Source organism: Psychrobacter sp. HII-4 (assembly GCF_904846595.1).
In the GTDB taxonomy this organism is placed as follows: domain Bacteria; phylum Pseudomonadota; class Gammaproteobacteria; order Pseudomonadales; family Moraxellaceae; genus Psychrobacter; species Psychrobacter celer.
Genome location: NZ_CAJHBJ010000005.1, coordinates 38,741 through 59,971, shown reverse-complemented (window position 1 = coordinate 59,971; position 21,231 = coordinate 38,741). Strand labels below are relative to the sequence as shown.

Annotated in this window: 18 protein-coding genes; 12 read left to right on the top strand and 6 right to left on the bottom strand. The window is 49.5% G+C overall.

Features of this window, described 5'->3' with window-relative positions; genetic code table 11:
- Positions 1 to 87: 87 nt before the first annotated feature.
- The 3 genes from JMX98_RS04635 to JMX98_RS04625 all read left to right on the top strand — a co-directional run bounded on the left by JMX98_RS04635 (position 88) and on the right by JMX98_RS04625 (position 4,978).
- Complete coding sequence (locus tag JMX98_RS04635) at positions 88 to 2,754, top strand: alpha/beta fold hydrolase (protein ID WP_201584973.1); 2,667 nt, start codon at positions 88 to 90, stop codon at positions 2,752 to 2,754.
- Entirely contained in the window at positions 2,744 to 3,979 is a 1,236-nt protein-coding gene (locus JMX98_RS04630) for a patatin-like phospholipase family protein (protein ID WP_201584971.1), read from the top strand. Before JMX98_RS04635 ends, JMX98_RS04630 begins: the two co-directional genes overlap by 11 nt.
- 171 nt (positions 3,980 to 4,150) lie before the next feature.
- Complete coding sequence (locus JMX98_RS04625) at positions 4,151 to 4,978, top strand: SDR family NAD(P)-dependent oxidoreductase (protein ID WP_201584969.1); 828 nt, start codon at positions 4,151 to 4,153, stop codon at positions 4,976 to 4,978.
- Positions 4,979 to 5,019: 41 nt separating this feature from the next.
- Here JMX98_RS04625 and JMX98_RS04620 read toward each other — a convergent pair whose 3' ends face one another.
- The 3 genes from JMX98_RS04620 to nadA form a co-directional block, all read right to left on the bottom strand.
- Positions 5,020 to 5,922 carry a phosphatidate cytidylyltransferase gene (locus tag JMX98_RS04620; RefSeq protein ID WP_201584968.1) on the bottom strand — a complete coding sequence of 301 codons (903 nt, stop codon included), beginning with the start codon at positions 5,920 to 5,922 and terminating at the stop codon, positions 5,020 to 5,022.
- A gap of 132 nt (positions 5,923 to 6,054) precedes the next feature.
- Positions 6,055 to 8,001: an L-aspartate oxidase gene (gene nadB / locus JMX98_RS04615; RefSeq protein WP_201584967.1), complete on the bottom strand. Its 1,947-nt coding sequence runs from the start codon at positions 7,999 to 8,001 to the stop codon at positions 6,055 to 6,057.
- A 1-nt stretch (position 8,002) separates the two neighbouring features.
- Positions 8,003 to 9,142 (bottom strand): quinolinate synthase NadA, encoded by a 1,140-nt coding sequence (gene nadA / locus JMX98_RS04610; RefSeq protein ID WP_201584966.1) that lies wholly within the window; start codon positions 9,140 to 9,142, stop codon positions 8,003 to 8,005.
- Positions 9,143 to 9,656: 514 nt separating this feature from the next.
- Between nadA and JMX98_RS04605 the strand changes: the two genes are divergently transcribed.
- The 4 genes from JMX98_RS04605 (at position 9,657) to JMX98_RS04590 (ending at position 14,036) form a co-directional block, all read left to right on the top strand.
- Positions 9,657 to 10,706 (top strand): NUDIX hydrolase, encoded by a 1,050-nt coding sequence (locus JMX98_RS04605; protein ID WP_201584965.1) that lies wholly within the window; start codon positions 9,657 to 9,659, stop codon positions 10,704 to 10,706.
- A 164-nt stretch (positions 10,707 to 10,870) separates the two neighbouring features.
- Positions 10,871 to 11,749, top strand: a complete 879-nt coding sequence (gene nadC, locus JMX98_RS04600; protein ID WP_201584964.1) for a carboxylating nicotinate-nucleotide diphosphorylase — start codon at positions 10,871 to 10,873, stop codon at positions 11,747 to 11,749.
- 139 nt (positions 11,750 to 11,888) lie between these two features.
- A complete protein-coding gene (locus JMX98_RS04595; RefSeq protein WP_201584963.1) occupies positions 11,889 to 12,530 on the top strand; it encodes a MarC family protein in 642 nt (213 codons plus the stop codon).
- Between the two features lie 123 nt (positions 12,531 to 12,653).
- Positions 12,654 to 14,036, top strand: coding sequence for an NAD(P)-binding domain-containing protein (locus JMX98_RS04590; protein ID WP_105244984.1), 1,383 nt, complete (start codon positions 12,654 to 12,656; stop codon positions 14,034 to 14,036).
- A gap of 95 nt (positions 14,037 to 14,131) precedes the next feature.
- On the opposite strand, the gene JMX98_RS04585 is transcribed toward JMX98_RS04590, so the two are convergent.
- Entirely contained in the window at positions 14,132 to 14,734 is a 603-nt protein-coding gene (locus JMX98_RS04585; RefSeq protein ID WP_201584961.1) for a LysE/ArgO family amino acid transporter, read from the bottom strand.
- A gap of 208 nt (positions 14,735 to 14,942) precedes the next feature.
- Between JMX98_RS04585 and JMX98_RS04580 the strand changes: the two genes are divergently transcribed.
- The 3 genes from JMX98_RS04580 to JMX98_RS04570 all read left to right on the top strand — a co-directional run bounded on the left by JMX98_RS04580 (position 14,943) and on the right by JMX98_RS04570 (position 16,897).
- Complete coding sequence (locus JMX98_RS04580) at positions 14,943 to 15,515, top strand: hypothetical protein (RefSeq protein ID WP_201584959.1); 573 nt, start codon at positions 14,943 to 14,945, stop codon at positions 15,513 to 15,515.
- A gap of 113 nt (positions 15,516 to 15,628) precedes the next feature.
- The gene (locus tag JMX98_RS04575) at positions 15,629 to 16,300 is read left to right on the top strand and encodes a hypothetical protein (protein ID WP_227680034.1); all 672 of its coding nucleotides are present in this window, start codon (positions 15,629 to 15,631) and stop codon (positions 16,298 to 16,300) included.
- Positions 16,301 to 16,342: 42 nt separating this feature from the next.
- A complete protein-coding gene (locus tag JMX98_RS04570) occupies positions 16,343 to 16,897 on the top strand; it encodes a hypothetical protein (protein WP_201584957.1) in 555 nt (184 codons plus the stop codon).
- A gap of 201 nt (positions 16,898 to 17,098) precedes the next feature.
- Here the strand turns inward: JMX98_RS04570 and rluB are convergent, their stop codons facing one another.
- The gene (gene rluB / locus JMX98_RS04565) at positions 17,099 to 18,022 is read right to left on the bottom strand and encodes a 23S rRNA pseudouridine(2605) synthase RluB (RefSeq protein ID WP_201584955.1); all 924 of its coding nucleotides are present in this window, start codon (positions 18,020 to 18,022) and stop codon (positions 17,099 to 17,101) included.
- A 426-nt stretch (positions 18,023 to 18,448) separates the two neighbouring features.
- Between rluB and folD the strand changes: the two genes are divergently transcribed.
- Together folD and JMX98_RS04555 are read left to right on the top strand one after the other, a co-directional pair.
- Entirely contained in the window at positions 18,449 to 19,327 is an 879-nt protein-coding gene (folD, locus tag JMX98_RS04560; protein WP_201584954.1) for a bifunctional methylenetetrahydrofolate dehydrogenase/methenyltetrahydrofolate cyclohydrolase FolD, read from the top strand.
- A 95-nt stretch (positions 19,328 to 19,422) separates the two neighbouring features.
- Entirely contained in the window at positions 19,423 to 19,941 is a 519-nt protein-coding gene (locus tag JMX98_RS04555) for a phosphate-starvation-inducible protein PsiE (protein ID WP_201584953.1), read from the top strand.
- A 64-nt stretch (positions 19,942 to 20,005) separates the two neighbouring features.
- Here JMX98_RS04555 and corA read toward each other — a convergent pair whose 3' ends face one another.
- On the bottom strand, positions 20,006 to 21,220 hold the full coding sequence (gene corA, locus JMX98_RS04550) for a magnesium/cobalt transporter CorA (protein ID WP_198335892.1): 1,215 nt from the start codon (positions 21,218 to 21,220) through the stop codon (positions 20,006 to 20,008).
- Positions 21,221 to 21,231: the final 11 nt, after the last annotated feature.

Sequence of the window (21,231 nt, the reverse complement as noted above, 5' to 3'; positions counted from 1 at the left end):
CGAATAGTACTTTTATATGCTTGGCTTATCTTTACCTGATCAACTTTTGTTGCTACATTAAGGCACTCAACCTCTGTGGTCAGCCCTATGTCGCTCTATCAGCTCAAATCTCAGTTTCAAGACCAGTTGCGCCCCATAAGCGATACATTGGCTAAGTCAGGATGCAGCGCCAATCAAGTGACGATATCCGCTGTGATACTCAGCCTAGGGACGGCCTATGTGATTGCCAAGCCTGCGGCTCACCATCAGGCGCTTTGGGCGCTGCTACCGTCGTCGCTGTTTGTGCGTATGGCGCTCAACGCCATCGATGGCATGATGGCGCGTGAGCATGCACAGGCATCTGCGCTGGGCGGTGTGCTCAATGAAGCAGGTGACATTATTGCCGATACGGCGCTCATCAGCAGCTTGCTACCTCATAGCGCTCAGCCAAGCTGTCCATCTAAAAATGTGATTGACCAACAGGCTCATCAGCAGCGTCATGTCTTTGGGATGATGATACTGAGTGTCAGCACTGAGCTGATAGCCATCGCCTGCGATGCTGCGGTGGGCGCTCGAGCCAATCAAGGGCCGCTGGGCAAAAGTGACCGTGCGTTTGTGTTGGGCATGCTTGGGGCGGCAAAAAGCCTTAGCGTACCGATATCATTGTCTCATCGCTCAGCAAGTCCGTTTTTTATGCTAATAGAAATACTACTGCTAAAAACGTGCCTCAATCGTCTGCGCTATATGGCCGCATTGTATCTACAGCATCAGCCGCCTGTACCGCGCGCAGTCCATACTACTTTGGAGTCCCAGACCATGTCTTCTGATTTTATAAATATAAATGATACAGCGGCGCAGGATATGCCAGCCTCTCCTAGCGCGGCTACAGAAGTATTACAAGCTGCCGTGATAGAAGGCGAGAGCTGCTATAACGCGTATGATGGCACAGCGATTTATTACCGTTATTGGCTAACGATGCCTATTGAGCAGTTAAAAAACGCCGATCAATGCTTACGGCAAGTGATTTTGTTGCACCGTGGTCATGAGCATTCAGGACGTCTGGCAGAGCTGGGGCAGCAGTTTGCAGCGGCAGGCTATCAGGTGTTTGCGTGGGATGCGCGCGGCAATGGCCGATCAGGCGGTATCAAAGATCATGCCGAGAGCGTCACCGAGCTTGAGCGCGATTTAAATGACTTTGTTCAGCTGGTGATGGGACAAACCGGCATCGCCATCGACGACACATTAATCGTCGCCAGTAGTATCGGTGCCGTGCTCGCCGCCGCGTGGGTGCATGATTATGCGCCCAACATCCGCGGCATGATACTCGGCACACCTGCGCTCAAGATTCGTCTGTATCTGCCTTTTGCCATACCGTCGCTAAAGGTAGCGCGTACGCTTGGGCTGATGTCACGCGTCAGCAGCTACGTCAAAGCGCAAGTACTCACCCATGACCAAGACGCGCAGCACGCCTACAATGCCGACCCGCTGATCTCTAGCAGCATCTCAACCGACCTGCTGATCGACACGCACGCGACCGGTCAGCGTCTGCTCGATGATGCAGAGGCCATCACCGTACCGACCTTTGTCTTGTGTGCTGGCAAAGACTATGTGGTGGATAAGCAAGCAGAGCGGACATTTTATGAGGCAATCAATAGTCCAAGCAAACGCTGGCAACTGTATCCTGATAGCTACCATGCCATCTTTCATGAGACCAACAAAGCCGACGTGTTTGCCGACTGTCTAGCGTTTGCCGAGGAGGTATTTAGCACACCGGTACAAACAGCGGATTTAAGGGCGGCGCATTTACATAGCGCCAGCAAAGACAAGGTTGATCGACTGGCCATCAAGCCATTTAATCCAAGCTTTGCGCTGACTCGGTTGGCGATGCAAACATTTGGTCATGTCAGCGATGCGATTGCCACAGGGCTTGAGCATGGCTTTGACTCAGGGCATTCGCTCGATCATGTCTATCAAAACCAGCCTAGTGGCCAAAACAAGTTTGGTCAAGCGGTCGATAAATTCTATCTTAATAACATCGGCTGGCAAGGCATTCGTATCCGCCGCGAGCATATATTAGAGCTGGCGCGTACCGCACTGACAGCTATCGAAGACAACAACCCCCAAGGTAAAAAACCAAGTAGCCCTAAGCGCTATCAACCAAAGCTGCATCAACCAAAGCTGCTAGATATCGCCAGTGGTCATGGTTATTATGCATTTGATCTGTTGACGGAATTTACGGGACTCCAAGCTGAGCTGCGAGATTATGAGGTACATAATATTCAAGCGCTACAAGCAAAAGCTGAACGCTTAGGTATCACTGATCGAGTGGTGGTCAGGCAGCAGGACGCTTTTGACCCTGCCAGTTATACGCAGGCCGTGCAGGAGGATAGTGTCACCGCATCATCACTACACATGGCATCATCAAATAACGCAAAATCTGATGCAGGGTTTGATATCGCTATCGTCTCTGGATTGTTTGAGCTGTTTTCTGACAACCGCTTACCCGAGACTGCATTAGCAGGTATTTATGATAACTTAAACACAAATGGCTACCTGATTTATACCAATCAACCATGGCACCCTGAGCAAGAGTTTATCAGTAAAACCTTAAACAACCATCGCGGCCGTGACTGGGTGATGCGTTGCCGCTCACAAGCGGAGATGGACCAGCTGGTCAGGCAGGCAGGCTTTCAAAAAATCAGCATGCGTATCGATCGTTTTGGTATCTTTACAGTGTCGCTGGCGGTAAAGGTCGCCCCGCTCGATGACAAATAAGCACACAACATATGAGCGTGTGCAGCTGTTTTCGGGAGGCGGCTCGCGCTTTGCCTATTATTTGGGCAGTTATGCCGCGCTGGTCGCCCATGATTTGAGGCCAGATATGATCATAGGTACTTGCGGCGGTAGCCTCTCGGCGTATTTGGTACATCTTGCGCCTGAGCCAAAAGACTTGCAAGCACTGCTGTATAGCCATGAGCTGTATACCGCCATTTGTGCAATCAGGCATGTCAGGCCAAATGAAGCAAATAGACGATCAAAAATGCGCTATATAACGCAGGCCATACAGCGTTGGCGCTTAGCAAGCAAGCAAAGCACTAAACCGCAACGCTCATCGCCAGCCAGCTATGAGCAGCTACTCGCAGAGCTGCAGCAATTGGCCATGTTTCGTATCGATGATGAGCGGTATTGGCTCGATGCGCTATCTGGTGTGGCCAATGAGCGTAGAGATAAGAGTGCCTGTGGTCATAAGCGTATTCAAAGCACCAAGCAAGCCATACCTGAGGTTGCCATCATCGCCAGCCGTCTGCAAAAAGCCTCTGGGGTTGACAGCGCGTGGCCACCTGCCTCATATACGGCGGCGGGTCCAGCAGCAGTATTGCAAGAGTTGTTATTTGCCTCGCCGCGTGTGGCGACTATGATGTCGCTTGCCGCCGGCATGCAAGGCGAAGCTGACAATAAGATACGATCACCTGCGCATGCGTTTGCTGATGGGCGCATACCGCCGCATGTACAGATAGTGAGCCAGTGGAGGTTTGCAGACGCGATACGTGCGTCTATGGCCGATATGTACTATCTGCCACCTACCCATATTTCAGCGCTCGGTTGGTGTTTAGGCGGTGTTATCAACCTCACGCCCGTTGAGCTGGCCTGTCAGCTGGGGCAAACGGTATTTGCCGAGAGCAAAGCGGGGTATGATACCTGGCTTGCTGCCCCAGCGATTAAGCGTGTCTTTGGTTTTGATCCCAATGCTCGTTTGGCACAGGTGCATGGCTATCATAGAGAGGCAAGCCATCGCCATACCAAGCCGCTGCATTGGTTGCCGTTTGCTGACAATGCCGAGCAGCTCGCAGGCCAAAGCGTGCAAAAGCGCTTTAGTATAAAGCAAATGACCGTAACGTTGATTCATCGTGATTATGATGGTTTTGTGCAGCAAATGCAGGCGCAGTGGCAATATGGCTATCAGCGAACGAGCAGCTATATTCGGCAGCATGCGCTATAGTTGACCTACTTTAGCGCTACCGTTTTACAGGTGTACTGTGTTTATACCTTTGCTTATGCCTATACCGCCAGCGGCTACGCCACATTTATCCCAGTAGCGCGCTTAGACTTATAACGATGGTGTTTTGAACTGACGATATACGAATACCGCGATTTATGCCGAACCGATGATATGACAGATCTTAAATCAAACGCCTTGAAGTCTACCACAGCTGATGCACCGCACGTCATCATCGTCGGTGGCACCAGTGGTTTGGGGTTGGCATTGGCACATCATCACCAGCAACTGGGCTGGCATGTGAGTGTGGTGGGTCACGATCGCCAAAAAATAGCGCAGATCAATCGTCAGTACCCGCACATCATCACCTATCGCTGTGATCTGACTGACCGCGCCCAAACGCATGAGTTTTTGCAGCGCTTATCTGCCATCACGTTTTATCGGCTGGTTTATAGTGCGGGCAGTTATACCAACGAGCGGGTGCGGACGCTCAATGCGGCAGACAGCACGCGCATGCTAGCGATTAACTTACAAGCATTTGAGCAGGTGTTTTGGTGGGCAAGTGAGCGACTAAAACAGCAGCCGACATCGTTTGACATGAGGCAATATGGCAAGCCAAGTCTCATCTGTATTGCCTCCATCGCTGGGGCATTGGACTATCCCTATGCCAGCCTCTATGCCAAAAGCAAACGCGCGATGATAGCCACGGCCAGCGCCTATCGCTTGGCACTGCGCCCGTATGATATTCAAGTAAACGGCATCGCCTCAGGCTATATCGATACCCAAGCGCTGCGTGATCTAAATGACGGTGACGCCAGTCATAAGCCATTTATCATCAGTACACAGACCGCCGTCCAGCATGTCATGCAAGCGATCGCTGATGATACCGAGCTTGCCATATTTCCACGAGCGATGCGTTATATTGTTTATACCTTAAACAGTGTGCCCAAGCCGTTATTAGACTGGGTATTACGCAGCCAGCTTGATAAAAACAATAAGTAATGAAAAATGAGTAAAAAAACTGTCTTTGCAATAGGCTTTATTTAACCCAGTAGCCAATAAAGGACGGTAAAAATAGGCACGCCAATCAGCAAGCTATCGATACGGTCCAATACGCCGCCGTGCCCTGCTAGCATGGTACCTGTGTCTTTGATACCGTGCTGACGTTTAAACGCAGACTCTAGCAGATCGCCTGCGATACCGCTCACTGCCAATCCATACGCGGCTAGCAAGCAAAGCCACCATTCAAACTCCGTCAGCCAGACCCCCAGTAGCGATGCCAGTAGCGCGGCACACATACTGCCAAAGATAGCGCCTTCAATGCTTTTGTTGGGGCTGATGCGTGGCGCTAGGCCACGTGAAAACAGACGATGACCAAGTAGGCGACCGCATAGATACTGTGCGATATCGTTAAATTGACTGGCAAATAATACAAACAATAAGACACCATACTGCTCGCGTTGCCACGTCAGCTGCTGGAGGGTAATCAAGCTGACAATCAAGGCGACAAATGCCATGCTCAATAACCCATCTAAACCCGTTGGATGCGTGTAGTGTGGAGTGGTCGGGCTAGCGGTGTGGTCAGCAGAAGAGGTGGGAGTGACGCTTGGCTGCAGGCCGCGGCTTTGTAGCTTATGGATCAGTCGTGCTCTACTCGGTAGGCACCATATCCGTTTGATTTCGTAGCCACCGCGCAGACCGATCAGCACAAAAAAACCAATAAGCAGCCATTGATAGGGGTATCTGGATGTCAAAAGCTCGGCATGGCGATCTGCTATCTTTGCGATTGCATAGCAGCCAAAGAGCGCCGCCAGCATAAACCACCATGAGCGTGCGATCAGATAAATCTTCGGTAGGCGTCTGCGCAGGCGCGGTATGGCCAGCGCTCCCCATACCGCGCTAACCACCCCCATTAGCGCGATCACAAAGACGATATCAGAAGCCATACCTTTAAGATCCAAATGCCACCATTTTATGTCGCGGATTATGTCGCAACGCTTACAGCCGAATTGTTATGATAGCGTAAATGCTTCTTTAATCCTAACTATAGTTGATAAACTATATGGTATTGAATGATATTAACCGGACTCCCGCATGGCTAGAGGTGGTACAGTTATTTTTTGCACATCCGCTGTTGTTATATGGGCTGTCATGTCTATATCGTCAATAGTAGCAAATGCGGTCAGCGAGGGCGGCTCAATGACACTGGTCAAAGGTTTGCTCGCTAAGTTTGGATAGTCTTGTCTATAATGACCGCCGCGACTCTCATGACGCTGATAAGCCGACTGCATAATCAAAGCCGCTAACTGCAACTGCCTAGTTAATTGAACGTAGGGCAGCGTATAGTAATAGATAACGTGGTCTTGGCTTTTAGTATCTATATGATCAAAGCTTCTACCACCGAGCTGCTGTTGCCACTGGCAGATTTGCCCCAGCGCTTGCTCAAGCTGCTCGGCGTTACGAGTGATGCCCAGATGCGAGGTCATTAACGCTTTTAATTGGGTGGTTATGCCAGCAATCTCAGTATTTGTACTGGTGCTGACGTTGTGATGGTCATTAGTATGGCGTTGGTACTCAATGGGCGATGGCAAGGTAATACGCTGATAGTCTGCCAGCATCGGCGAGGTCCAAATATCATAGATGGATTGCTCTGAGTTAATATAAATGGACGTGGCGTCTGGTTTTTTAGTTGCGTGTAGATAGCGCGGGATATCGGCGGCGATATGGCGCCCGACCACCACGCACTCAAGTAGCGAGTTACTGGCCAAGCGATTAGCGCCGTGCAAGCCTGTATAAGCAACTTCTCCTGCCGCATAAAGCCCTATCACATCGGTCAAGCCATTAGCAGAAGTGACCACGCCGCCGCAGCTATAATGCGCGGTGGGGGCTACTGGGATCGGGTCGGTGGTGATGTCGACGCCAAGGTCTAATAGTGTCTGATAAATCTGCGGAAAGTGTGCTCGGAGAAATGCCGCTGGTAAGTGACTGACATCGAGATGAACGTAGCCAAGTCCATTGATGCTAATTTGCTCGGCGATAGCACGAGCGACGATGTCTCTTGGTGCCAGCTCTGCGCGTGTATCAACCTCTAGCATAAAGCGTTTACCTGTCTGCGGGCAGTACAGCCGTCCGCCTTCACCGCGTAGGGCTTCAGAGATTAAAAAACTACTGTCACCAAGCGCCAAACCTGTCGGATGAAACTGGATAAACTCCAGATTTGCCAAGCGGCAGCCTGCTTGCCAAGCCATCATCACGCCATCACCGACACAGACATTGGGCGCGCTGGCACGTTTAAACAACTGCCCTAAACCGCCACTGGCCAGCACCACCGCGCGACTATGCAAGGTTAGCTGTCGTTGATGAACGTGATCAAAAACAAGTGCACCTTGGCAATGATTGTCAGTATTTTTTAATAGATGAAACGCTTCATGATAGGGCAGGATGGTGATATTAGACGCCGCTTGCGCTTTTTTAACTAAGGCTTCCATAATATGTCGGCCAGTGGCATCATCAGCATGAGCGACGCGCCGGCAACCATGGCCGCCTTCTTTGGTCAAGTGTAAGTCGCTGGTTTGTAAGGCGGCTGTCTCAAGGTCTTCCTCATGGGGGTATTGAAAATTGTCTAATGTCGCTGTTTTTTCTGCTGGCGCGTGTTGTTTTGGGAGGCGAGTAAAGGGTACGCCTTGCTCGCACAGCCATTGCACCGCTTGCTCGCCTGAGCTTAGGATCTCTGTGGTGTTTTTTGCCTCGCACAGCCCTGCGCCTGCGATGAGCGTATCAGCGATATGATCAGCGGTGCAGTCTTTGGCATCTAAACTTGCCGCGATACCGCCTTGGGCATAATGACTGGAGCAAACGTCTAGCGCCGCTTTACTTAGTATCGTCACGTGAAGTGTTTGCGGTAAGGCCAGCGCCGTGCTCAATCCAGCAAGACCTGCGCCAATGATCAACACATCTGTGTGTCTGACGCCATGGGTATCATTAGCAGGGGTGCTTGTATTAGCGGCTGTATGCGCCTTACTCATATTAGGCAGCTCCCACATTGGCAAAGAGCGCGCGATCTTTGATAATGTCACCGCTTGCAGTGACGCGCCGCTTTTGCGCTTCGGCAAAATCCAGCATACGTTGTAAAGGTTTTTTGGCGGCGGCTGCCAGCTCAGGCGTCAACATGACTTCACCGCTTCGCTGTGTCAAACACTGCTCGATGCCTGTTAGGCCATTCATCGCCATCCACGGGCAAAACGCGCAGCTCTTACAGCTGGCGCTTTCACCAGCGGTCGGTGCGGCCAAAAAACGCTTGTGTGGTGAGCGTTTTTGCATCTCGTGCAAGATACCCAAATCGGTCGCTACGATAAAGGTCTCGGCATCCATCTCATAGGTCGAGCTGAGCAGCTTACTGGTCGAGCCGACGACATCAGCGAGCGCGACCACGCTATCAGGCGACTCTGGATGTACCAGCACTTTGGCGTCAGGGTGCTCCTCTTTTAATTGCAGCAGCTCGGTCGCTTTAAACTCATTGTGCACCAGACAAGAACCTTGCCAGAGCAGCATGTCTGCGCCAGTCTCACGAGCGATATATTTGCCCAAATGACGGTCAGGCCCCCAAATGATAGGCTCACCTTGCGCGTGTAAATGACGGACGATATCGATACCGACAGAGGAAGTCACCACCCAGTCGGCACGCGCTTTGACCGCGGCGCTGGTATTGGCATAAACCACCACGGTACGCTCAGGATGGGCGTCGCAAAATGCGGCAAACTCATCTGCAGGACAGCCCAAATCAAGCGAGCATTCCGCCTCCAAGTCAGGCATCAGGACAGTCTTTTCCATACTTAGAATTTTTGCTGACTCGCCCATAAAGCGCACGCCTGCCACTACCAATGTCTGTGCCTCATGGGCTTGTCCAAAGCGCGCCATCTCAAGCGAGTCACCGACACAGCCGCCAGTCGCCAACGCCAAATCCTGAATAAAAGGATCGACATAATAATGAGCGACGAGTACAGCATTATGCGCTTTTAGCAAGTGCTTGATGTTTTCTTCAACTGCCAGCCGCTCAGAGCGTGGCAGCTCGGTAGGTATCTTTGCTCTGGCGTATTCGATGGTCATCTGAGTGGCGATGCGCTGGTCGGTACTCATGATAGGGGCGTCGTACGGATAAGTTTTCATAGCTGCAACCTTTCCTTTGGTGCGATAGTGACACATCATATGTCGTAATATTGGAATGACTCGCTAAAGCAAAATCATAAATTGTCTTAATTATGCTCATTTTGAGCATAAAAACAAGGGTTTTTTATGATTTTTCTACCTATAGTCAATCCTAAATAAAACTGACATGCTAGATATTATGTTCACGTGCTACTGGGTGCCACGTGCTACTGATACTTATTTTGCGCAGCCTCTGTCGGCGTAGGCACAGCACGCAAGGAAAATAAATACCAGTAGCGCTGTACCTGTTTTAAAGTAAATTAACCATATTAAGGCGTGCGGCTTGACTGGTGTTACAGCGACAGACTGTGATCGTCTTAGATTCGAGCTATACTAGGAAGTGTTACTGTTTGTAGGTAAACGGTGCTAACGACTGCTGTAGCACGGCTGTTTTGATTGTATACTGAGTTTGTTTTTGTACTCAGCTTGTTTGTGTACTACGTTTGATTTTCTACCGAGGATGATAAATACACTTATGACGTTGTCTTATTCACATGCGCATCAGCAAGGCAGTGGTACCACCGAGGTGGTTGCCGTACTCGTTGCGATTACCGAGCATACCGCCCGTGTCCTAACGGTCGATCAAGGTAAGCTATTGCCCAATGGGCCACTGATGCCGCTGCATCGCTCGTTGCAAGCAGGGGTGCGCCAGTGGGTGGAGGAGCAGACGCAGCAGCCACTTGGGTATTTAGAGCAGCTTTATACCTTTGTCGATACCAATAGACGCAACGTTGATGGTCATGCTTTAGTGTATGTCAGCTATCTAGGGCTGGTGCAGGAGACGCAGACGCCAAAGCTACCAAGCCAAGCGCTATGGCGAGATTGGTATGATTACTTTCCGTGGGAAAACCACTTAGATGGCGCGCCAATTATTATTACCTCGTTTATCGTGCCAGCGTTATTGGCATGGGCACAGGAGGCAGATGACGGTATCACCCAGCAGCGGCGACGTCAGCGTATTGAGCTGTGTTGGGGCGTCGGTGAAGCGCATGTGCTAAGCCAACAGCCGCCAAGCTTGGGTGTCAGCGCGGCCAGCCGGGAGCAGCTGCCAGAAAATAAAGAATGGGTCGCCGAGCATGTACTGCTGCGCTATGAGATGCTTTATGAAGCAGGGTTGATACCTGAAGCGCCAAGCTATCCGCCAAGCTACTTAGCCAATGTGTCCACCGAGCTGCCCAAACACTGGTCGCAGCTGATAGGCGAGCCGATGTATTACGATCATCGCCGCGTGATTGCCACCGCCATCTCTCGATTACGAGCCAAAATAGAGTATCGGCCGCTGATTTTTGGTTTGATGCCCGAGGTGTTTACTTTATCGCAGTTACAGCAGAGCGTAGAGGCGTTATCAGGTGTGCGCCTGCATAAGCAGAACTTTCGCCGCTTGCTGGAGGCACAAAACCTAGTGATGGAAACAGGAGAGAGCAGTAGCGCTCAGCGCGGCCGGCCCGCCAAGCTGTATCGTTTTCGGCACGATATCGAGTTACAAAGCCTGCTCATGGATAGCAAGCTGCCCAAACGCAAATAATTAAATGACATTATTTTATTGCAGGGCGGGGTGCTTTACGCTATATTTATGCTCATTTTGAGTCTAATAAATGACCGTGATGCCAGTGATATGATTACCATTTGTGGTGTTATCACTGGCGATGGCACATTTATCAAGCAAATGCGCAACGATAAGGATAACCGATGACAGGCAAACAAGAACCAGCATTAAATGAGGTGTTGCTACGCCCATTAGTAGAGACCGCTCTCACAGAAGATTTAGGCAGGCGCGGCGATGTCACCTCACAAGCAACCATCCCAGCCGATATGCAAGCGCAGCTACAGATCAAAGCGCGCCAGGCTGGCGTTATCTGCGGTATGGATTTGGCGCGATTGGCCTTTGATATGGTCGATACGCAGATTGGTTTTGACGCTCAGATCGCGGATGGTGAGAGGGTTGAGGCGGGGACAGTGCTGGCGACCGTGCGCGGTAATGCGCGTCATTTGCTCACTGCTGAGCGTACCGCGCTCAATTTTATGACGCACCTGAGCGGTATTGCGACCGCGACACGGCAGATCGTCGATAGTGTGGCTGCATACCCTGCGCAAATCACCTGTACGCGTAAGACCATTCCTGGCCTACGGACAGTACAAAAATACGCTGTACGCTGCGGCGGCGGGCGCAACCATCGCTTGGGGCTGGACGATGCGATTTTGATCAAAGACAATCATATTGCGATTGCAGGCGATATCGCAACTGCCATCAAGCAAGCGCAAGACTTTGCCGGTCATCTGATTCCAATTGAGGTAGAAGTCGACACCTTAGCGCAGTTAGCGCAGGCACTCGATGCAGGTGCAAGCTTGGTATTACTGGACAATATGACGCCTGATGTTTTGGCGCAAGCGGTGGCTATGTGCCAAGGCCGCGCCAAGACAGAAGCCTCAGGAGGTATTACCCCTGAGACGGTGCAAGCGGTCGCCCAGGCAGGGGTGGATTTCATTGCAATGGGTTATCTGACGCACAGTACCACCGCGCTCGATATCGGTCTGGATTTTATGGTCAGTGATAATACGGGAAATTAAGCAAAGTTAATGATTTTATTGGCTTATCTGCCTATGTTACAATGGCGCTTATGCGGTGGTTAGCCGCCTAACAGGTCATCGCTGTGTGCCGTGATGACCTGACTTTAGCATCATTGCTGCAACAGATAAGCGAGACTGAGTGAACACTGAAATAATCAAGATAATCTTAGCCTTTTTGGTGCTGATCAATCCATTTAGCGCATTGACGTTGTTTTTGGATTTGACCCGCGGTTATTCGATGAATAATCGGCGCAAAGTGGCGCGTATTGCTTGCTTGACCATTTTTATTACCATCAGCTTTTTTACTGTGGCAGGGGAGACCTTGCTTAAGCTGCTGGGTATTTCTATCGGCTCGTTTCAGTTGGCGGGTGGTATCTTGGTGTTTTTGATTGCGCTCAACATGATGAACGGGGAAGGTAACCCCGTCAAACCCGATCAAGAAAACTTCGATGTCGAGTATGACAAATACGCCGCGCCAAGTACCGCCTCTGCTGTTGTGCCGCTCGCTATTCCGATGATGATCGGTCCTGGCGGTATCTCCACCGTCATCATTTACTCTTCGCAAGTCTCTGGGATTTTGCAAGTCTCAGCCATTCTTATCGCTGGATTGTTTATCAGCTTGTTTTGCTATTTGGCCTTAATGGCGGCAGGTCGTATCAGCCGGCTGCTGGGCGATACTGGACTAAACATCATGAGCCGCATCATGGGCATGCTCTTGGCTGCAGTGTCTATCGAAATCATCGTCAATGGCTTGCGTACCTTGTTTCCTGCCTTGGTATAACCGCTTATCTGACGCTTAAAGGTATGTGCGCTTGTTTGACTAATCACCAAAGACGCTGGCAAAAAACGCCATTAATGAAAGTATGTTATAGTAGTGATTCACTATTTTTAACAGGAGTTGATCTTGAGTAAGAAAAGAATTGCTATTTTAGGAGCAGGTCCAAGTGGTTTGGCGCAGTTGCGTGCCTTTGAAGCAGCGCGCTTGGCAGGTGTAAAAGACTTACCTGAGATAGTTTGTTATGAGAAACAAAACGCCATTGGCGGTATGTGGAACTATAGCTGGCGCACAGGTCTAGACAGAAATGGTGAGCCCGTCCACGGCAGTATGTACCGCTATCTATGGTCAAATGGCCCAAAAGAATGCTTGGAGTTTGCAGACTACTCGTTTGATGAGCATTTTGGTGAGCCTATCCCTTCATACCCTCCGCGTGAAGTCCTAAAAGACTACATCATGGGCCGTATCGACAAACAAGACATTCAAAAATATATTCGCTTTGAATGCCCAGTACGCTGGGTAGCTTTCGATGATGATACGCAAAAATTCACCGTCACGGTGATGAACCATAAAACCGACGAGCAAGAAGTCGAAGAGTTTGACTATGTTGTGGTTGCGACAGGGCACTTTTCGACGCCAAATATGCCGTACTTTGAAGGTCTCGAAGCCTTCCCTGGCCGTATCTTGCATGCTCACGACTTCCGTGATGCCCTAGAGTTTAAAAACGAAGATATTTTACTTGTCGGTAGCAGTTACTCCGCCGAAGACATCGGTACGCAGTGCTATAAGTATGGCACCAAATCAGTAACCATCAGTTATCGCAGCCAGCCACTTGGCTATGAGTGGCCTGAGGGCATCAAAGAAGTGCCGCTGGTGACGCATTTTGAAGGAGATGTGGCGCATTTTGCTGATGGCACCAGCCAAAGCTTTGACGCCATCATTATGTGTACCGGTTACTTGTTCCATTTCCCGTTCTTGCCGGATGAGCTGCGTTTGCAAACGCATAACTGCTTGTACCCTGCCAACCTTTATAAAGGTATTTTTTGGCAGCCCAATCCCAAGCTTATCTATTTAGGCATGCAAGATCAGTACTTTACCTTTAATATGTTTGACGCCCAAGCTTGGTATGCGCGTGATGTCATCATGGGTGAGATGGCGCTGCCGGATTTGGCAACGCGTGAGGCTGACGAGCAAAAATGGCTGGAAACCTATGCCAAATGCGTCACGGTCGACGACTCCATCGACTTTCAAGCTGCTTACATTCGTGACTTGACCGATGCGACGGACTATCCTGAGTTTGCGGTCGAAAAACAAGGCGATATTCTAAAGCAGTGGCAAAAGGACAAAGCAGAGAACATCATGACCTTTAGAGAAAAGGCCTACCGCTCGACGCTGACGGGCACGCTAGCGCCTGAGTTGCCAGAGCCGTGGCTGGATGTGTTAGATGACTCGCTTGAACACTTTTTAAACTTGGCATTTGTCCAGCCCAAAAAGCACAAAAAAGCCTCATAAGCAGTTTTTATCTATAAGTGTTTATTGTAAAAAACCAAACCTTCAAGTGAGGGTTTGGTTTTTTTTGTTTAGGATGAGCCATCCATCTTTGGTGACTAGCTTTGATACAAATGCCATGCCAGATAGAGCATCAAGATACCGACGAGAGCGTCCAAAACATTCCAAGCTTTTGGTTTGGCAAACAGCGGCTTGAGTAAGCGCGCGCCATAGCCCAGCGCAAAAAAGAAAAAGAAAGACGCGCTGACGGCACCAGCGGCAAACACCACTTTGCTACTAGCGCCTGTTGAAACCATGCCGACGAGCACCAATGTATCTAAATAGACGTGCGGGTTGAGCCATGTAAAGCCAAAACACAGGAGCAGCGCTTTTTTTAGGCTGCTGACCACTTGACCCTCGACGGTCAGTGCCTGTGATAGGCGCACACTGGCATATAGGCTTTGTAAGCCATAACCGAGCAAAAACACCACACCGGCGAATTTTGCGACATCGACGATGTGTGGATAGCGTGCTGTCACGGCGCCAAAGCCGCCGACGCCTGCTGATATCAAGATGGCATCGCTAAGGGCACAAAACAAACAGACAAAAAAGATGTGCTCGCGCTTTAGCCCTTGTTTGAGTACAAAGGCGTTTTGCGAGCCTATCGCAATGATGAGCGATAGCCCAAGTAAGAAGCCAGAAAGAAAGTCAGGGGCATACATAATTAAGTGCTTAATCGGTGTGGAGCGGGGCGGATAGTGCCAGCGGCGCTGACATTTTGCGTACTGGCAGCATCACAAAAAGCTGTTAAGATACGCTATTGATTGCACCGATGCAATAAAGCAAAGCCCCTTACTGTAAAATGGGTATGTAACAAGAGGCGTGTATAACAGAGAGGTAAGATCGGTCATGGTGGTAAGTTTGACAAGAATGCTACAATCATTTGGGCAAGCCCAAGACGATCTGCCAGCGCAAGCGGCCACACCGCTCACCGACCGCTATCTGGCCAATCATGCACAAATGCGCCCAGCCAACAGACCCCCTTTTGACCCTGATACCTTATGGTATCTCAAACATGGACGCTGTCCGATTATGACTGAGCTTGTAGATGTGGTCGATGAAGCCACCTTAAACGCCATGCCTATCGAGGCGGTGGCAATACTCGATAGAATAAATGGTAAGCTAAAGCGCTACCGTGAGTGGAGCCAAGAGCTCAACGATGAGCAGCAGCAACAGCATAACGAGCGGCAGTTCGTCATCGACAAGCTGGTTTCTGAGAGTATCCCTGAGGCGCTGCATCATTATGAGCAGCTGCAACGATTTAGCCCGCACCGTACCAAAAACCATACAGCACAAGGCAAGATGAGCGCAGGTGATATGCTGACGGATTTGTTTTTAGAGATTGACTACGAGCTTGATGAGCTGCTCGATGAATTGCACAACACTGTGATGAGCCGCCTTGCTTCCACGCATCGCTATGTCAAAAGCCGCACGCAAAGCTAAGCTAAGGGCGGCGGTTGTGACTGCGAACTTGCTCTCATTGATACCGCGGTGCTTGCCAATCATTTTGCCAAAAAAAACTGCCAAAAAACTTGCCATAAAATAAGGATCAGCCAATGACCCAAATGACTGCGATGTTTATCATGTTTGTATTGTATGGTGTGCTACCAGCGGCTGGGTTGTACTTGGGATATCGTGGTATCAAAAAAATAACCGCGCCCAAAATGCTGGAGTATAAAGCGATGCCGCAGCTGGGCTATATCCCCGAAAAAAGCCTACCGGCTGATATCAAGACGATGCTGGCGCAGATCAACGAAAAAGGCGAAAAGCTGCGCGTCATTTATGGTGATACCAATAATGACGGTAAGATTGATGACAAAGACACTGTCAATGAGACCTATATCATGATTCAAAATCTCATGGACAGACATGTGCCGCTGGCGGTGGCGGACTATCGGCGCTTGCATGACTTAGATATGGGCGATAGTGCGCGCGCTGATACCACCAAAATCAAGCACTCCAATGTGACAGGCAAAGAAGCGCTGCTTGAGGTGCTCACCACCATTGACGCGCAGTTTGATGATTTGCTCAATGCCTCCTATCATAAAGACGGGCAAAAGCTACTCGCGACCAATCGCTATCTACAAAAACGCTTTAAAACGCCTGTTTTCAGTCATGAAGGACAAAACCTCGATGACGGTGCTGATGATGAGGCAGGTATCCAAACGCTTGAAACCCCAGCTGGCGCTGCGGCCAAAAAGGCGCGCGCTGATGATATCAAACGGTAAAGATTAAAAGCTAAGCGCAATAACGGTAAAAGAGTAAGATATATGAGTGTGCTCATTGGTGTCGGTATCGTGACGACCATCACGACCATTTATTTGGGTAAAAAAGGCTGGCAAGCGCTGCATAAAGCCGTCGGCATCACCCCAGGCGTGCTTACATATCAAGATGATCAAGCGCCTTTGTCCTTGTCTGCGGTCACATGGCGGCATCTGCGTTTACACAAAAAACATCTACGGCGCTTACCAAACGATCAGCTGCGCCAGCTGCAGCGTATCGACGATAAGGTGAGTCGCTATCAGTCTTATCAAAAAACACAACAGGCTGATGATAAGACGCCGACGGTGACCGAGTCGCAGTTTGTGTTAGAAAAGCTGCTGTACACGCGCTTGCCTGACACACTAGCCAGTTATGATTATCTGGTCAGTATTGATAGCGCCGACCTATCACAAACAGAAAAAAAAGCAGAAGCCAGTGAGCTGTTGCAGCAGGTATTAGACCATATCGAGCAGCGTCTAGATGCGTTATTGGACCAAGCGCAGACGCAGCATCTACAAGCGTTACGCGTGATGAAAAACTATGTTGAGAGCCACGATCGTTAAAGGGTAGGGCAAAACTACACCTAGGGCGTGTCCTCAATTCAATCGATAGCCATCTAAATGGGCTAAAAATGGCCAAATCTGGCCAAACGGTGTCAAATAGCTGACTAATACCTCGATATTACTTGCGCTATTTTCCTTGTTTGACGGCGATTTATCTCATTTTTATCACCATTTTTAAAATGAGGACACGCCCTAATAAAACTAACGCTTATCGCCGCGGCCACGAGTGTGCCGAGTGCCGCGACTGGCAGGGCTGCCGCTGCTTTTCGGTTTGCTACTGTGCGACTTATCGCTACGACTATCGGCACGGCGCGCTTTGAGCGGTTTGTTTTTGATACGTTCTTGCTTTTCTTTGGCCGCGCCGTGCAGACCTGTACCATAACGCGGGCGCAAGCTGACTAAGTCGGTTAGGGTGTTGATCTCTTTTTTGTCCAGCTCCAAAAAGCGGCCTGTACGCAGCTCTTTGGGCAGTGAGATCGTACCATAGCGGGTGCGCAATAGGCGGCTGACCTTGAGGCCTTGCGACTCAAACAAACGGCGCACTTCGCGGTTGCGGCCTTCTTTTAGTTTGACATGATACCACTTGTTGACGCCTTCACCGCCGCCTTCTTTAATGTCGTCAAACTGCGCCATGCCGTCCTCTAGCATGACACCAGCGGTCAAGTTGCGAGCGATATCAGGGGTGACTTCACCCAAGACACGTACCGCATATTCACGCGTGACTTCACTTGAGGGGTGCATCAAGCGATGGGCCATCTCGCCATCGTTGGTAAACAATAACAGTCCGGTTGAGTTGATGTCCAAACGGCCAACCATCACCCAGCGATCGTGGGTCAGCTTTGGTAGGCGCTCAAACACAGTCGGGCGACCTTCAGGGTCTTTTGCCGAGCACACTTCCCCTTCAGGCTTGTAGTATGCCAAGACGCGGCGGCGCTTTTCGTTTTCGGCGTTGTATTTGATCTGACGACCATCTACCCGTATCTCATCGCCTTGCTGCACGCGATCACCAATGGTTGCAGGCGCATTATTGACAGACACGCGGCCTGATCTGATGACTTCTTCCATCTGACGGCGTGAACCCAGCCCCATACGGGCGAGGGCTTTTTGTAATTTCTCATCTTTCATAATCATGTCCTTGAGTCGGTGGGTTTACATTTCTCAATGTAAAAAATGCAGTGCCTATTCTACGCTATTTTAACAAAATTAGCACGTAAACAACTGCTTACTGTCGATGATGACTCAAACCAATATTTATTAGAAAATTCGCGTTTGGGTTATCTATTTTAAGAAAGAGCGTTCTAAAAAGGGTAACGACAGCCATGTTGTTTTTTAAAAGACGGCAGGAGAGCTATCTACAAATACCTCTTCTCTTGCCAGTCACTTATTAAAAAGCGTATCAATATTTTGGCTTTATCTTGCGCTAGGATTTTGCCGCGGACACAGGTACAATATTATGACTAGTCAAAGGTTGACGAAGCAAAAGACAGGCATGCAAAGTACTTGCGCGCGCTGTCTTTATTTTTTTATATCGTACCCTCTATTGGAGTTACTATGTCTATTGCCCAAGAGCCTGCTACCGTTTTGGACGGCAAAGCACTTGCCAAACAAATAGAACAGGATCTACGCGCGCGCGTGGATACGATCAAGGATAAGACTGGGCGTACCCCAAGCCTTGCAACGATATTGGTTGGTGATGATCCAGCCTCTGCGACCTATGTACGTATGAAAGGCAATGCCTGTAAGCGTGTCGGCATGGACTCTATTCGGGTCGAGATGCCAAGTGCTACCACTACCAAAGAGCTGATGGCAAAGATTGATGAGCTCAATAACGACCCTGATGTCCATGGTATCTTGCTACAGCACCCCGTCCCTGCGCATATCGATGAGCGTGCATGCTTTGAGCAAATTGACTTGGCAAAAGATGTCGATGGCGTGACGTGTCTTGGCTTTGGTCGTATGGCGATGCAGCAGCCAGCTTATGGATCTTGCACGCCGCAGGGCATCATGCACTTATTGGCGCGTCATGATATCGAGTTATCAGGTAAAGAAGCCGTGGTCGTTGGCCGTAGTGCTATCTTGGGTAAGCCGATGGCGATGATGTTATTAAATGCCAACTGCACAGTGACGATGTGTCACTCAAAAACACAAGATTTGGCCGCTCATATCAAGCGTGCTGATATCGTGGTCGGGGCAGTGGGTGTGCCTGAGTTGATTAAAGCTGAGTGGATCAAAAAAGGTGCTGTGGTAGTCGATGCAGGTTTTCATCCCACCGACAATGGCGGTGTTGGCGATATCGAGCTGACAGGCGTTGAGAGCATTGCTAGTGCTTATACGCCTGTGCCAGGCGGCGTAGGCCCGATGACGATTAATACTCTCATTCGCCAGACGGTAGAAGCCGCTGAAAAATCAGCAGGCTTGGATATTAGCTAAAAAATAGCCATGTGAGTGCTGATTGCCGATAGATAAAGGGGCCTGATTGATAGAGTCAGGCAAATCAACCATCTCTTCGTTGATAGGATCTAAAAATGGCTAAAAAAGACGTAGGTATTCATGAGCGACTACAAGGTATTGGTAGAGAGTTTGTCGATGTCTGTCATTACGTTATTTTATTTTTAATCAGTGTGGTGGTGGTCTGGACGGCAGGTAAAGAGTTCATTTATATTGTCCAAAAAGGCTCAGCGGATCTAAAAGATATTTTGATGCTGTTCATTTATCTTGAGCTACTCGCTATGATAGGGATTTATTTTAAAACCCATCGATTGCCCGTACAGTTTTTGATATTTATCGCCATCACCGCATTGTCGCGACATCTGGTCGTTGATGTGCAGGCAGTGTCAGATTATTTTCATCTATGGCTATTGGCAACGATCTCTGTGGCAATCATGCTATTGAGTGGTGCTATTGTTGTATTGACTTGGACGGCAAAAACCTTTGGTCGTCCAGAGGACAATCTTGATAGACAGTATGCAAATTTGACAGTCAAGGCTATGCTGCCTGATAATGCGCAAGCACCAGACAGCCATACCAAGCACCGCCGTGAGTAATGAGGCACAATCAGCACAAAAAAGGGCTACCACTGGTAGCCCTTTTTTATGTATGAATGAGTTATCACAACCATTTGAGTTTCTTAAAGTTGTAATACAAGAAGCTACACAACGCGATGATGATAATCATAATAACGAAGTAAGCGTATTTCCAATGCAGCTCAGGCATAAAGTCAAAGTTCATACCATAAATACCAGCGATGGCCGTTGGTACCGCTAAAATCCCTGCCCAGGCGGCAAGTTTACGAACGACTTCGTTCTGTCCCATATTGACCATGGCCATATAGGTGTTCATCACCACGCTTAGCATCTCATTGAGGCCGTTGATGGCGTCTAACGAGTGCAGCAAGTGGTCATTGACGTCACGAAAGTAGGGCTTGGCCGCTTGCGAAAACCCAGAGACCAGCTCGCTTTTTTTATGATTGATAAAAAAGCTACAGATGTCTTGCACCGGTAAAATAATCGCCCGCATGTGTACCAGCTGTGACTTGAGCTCGTAGAGGTTTTTGAGCGTGCCTTTATCAAACTCATAGGTAAATACGTAACGCTCTTGCTCACGCAGATAACGCCCCAAACGATCGGTAATCGGCATATAGTTATCCACGATAAAATCGAGAATAGCGTGCAAGACAAATATCGGCCCCATTCTGAGCTTTTCTGGGCGGCGGTGGCAGTGCTCGCGGACAGGTGCGTAGGAGTTGGATGGACCATTGCGAATGGTGATTAAGTAGTTTTTGCCCATAAATATCGCAGTGGTGCCGTAGCGAATGACGTTGTCTTCAAGCTTAGCGGTACGTAAGACCACAAATACCATGTCGTTGTCATAATTTTCGACTTTGGCGCGCTGATGGTCGGCAAAGGCATCCTCGATGGCAAGCTCGTGCAGACCAAAGGCTTCTTTGACTTTGACCATGGTCTGGAGGCTGGGATCATACAAACCCAGCCAGATAAACTGGCCATTGTTACTCAGCGCCCGACTGACATCATTTAGCGCCACTTTATCGAGGTTTTCGCCGGTCTTACGAGAGTAGGCGTAGCAATTGACGACCTCATCTTCACTGGATAGATCGATATCTTCATAGCGCTCAGAATCAGGGTCATAGACCGTCATGGTCTCGATGGTATCTTCTCTGGTGGCATCGGCATCGCCGTAGATATAGCTATCATCATTATCGAGATACAAATGCTCATCATTCATATCCGCATAAAGACGGTTGATGTCGGAGTTAGGTTCAATACGTGCGGTTTTTTTGAGCAATTGATCGTTATTGTGGTCCATACCCCCTCCCG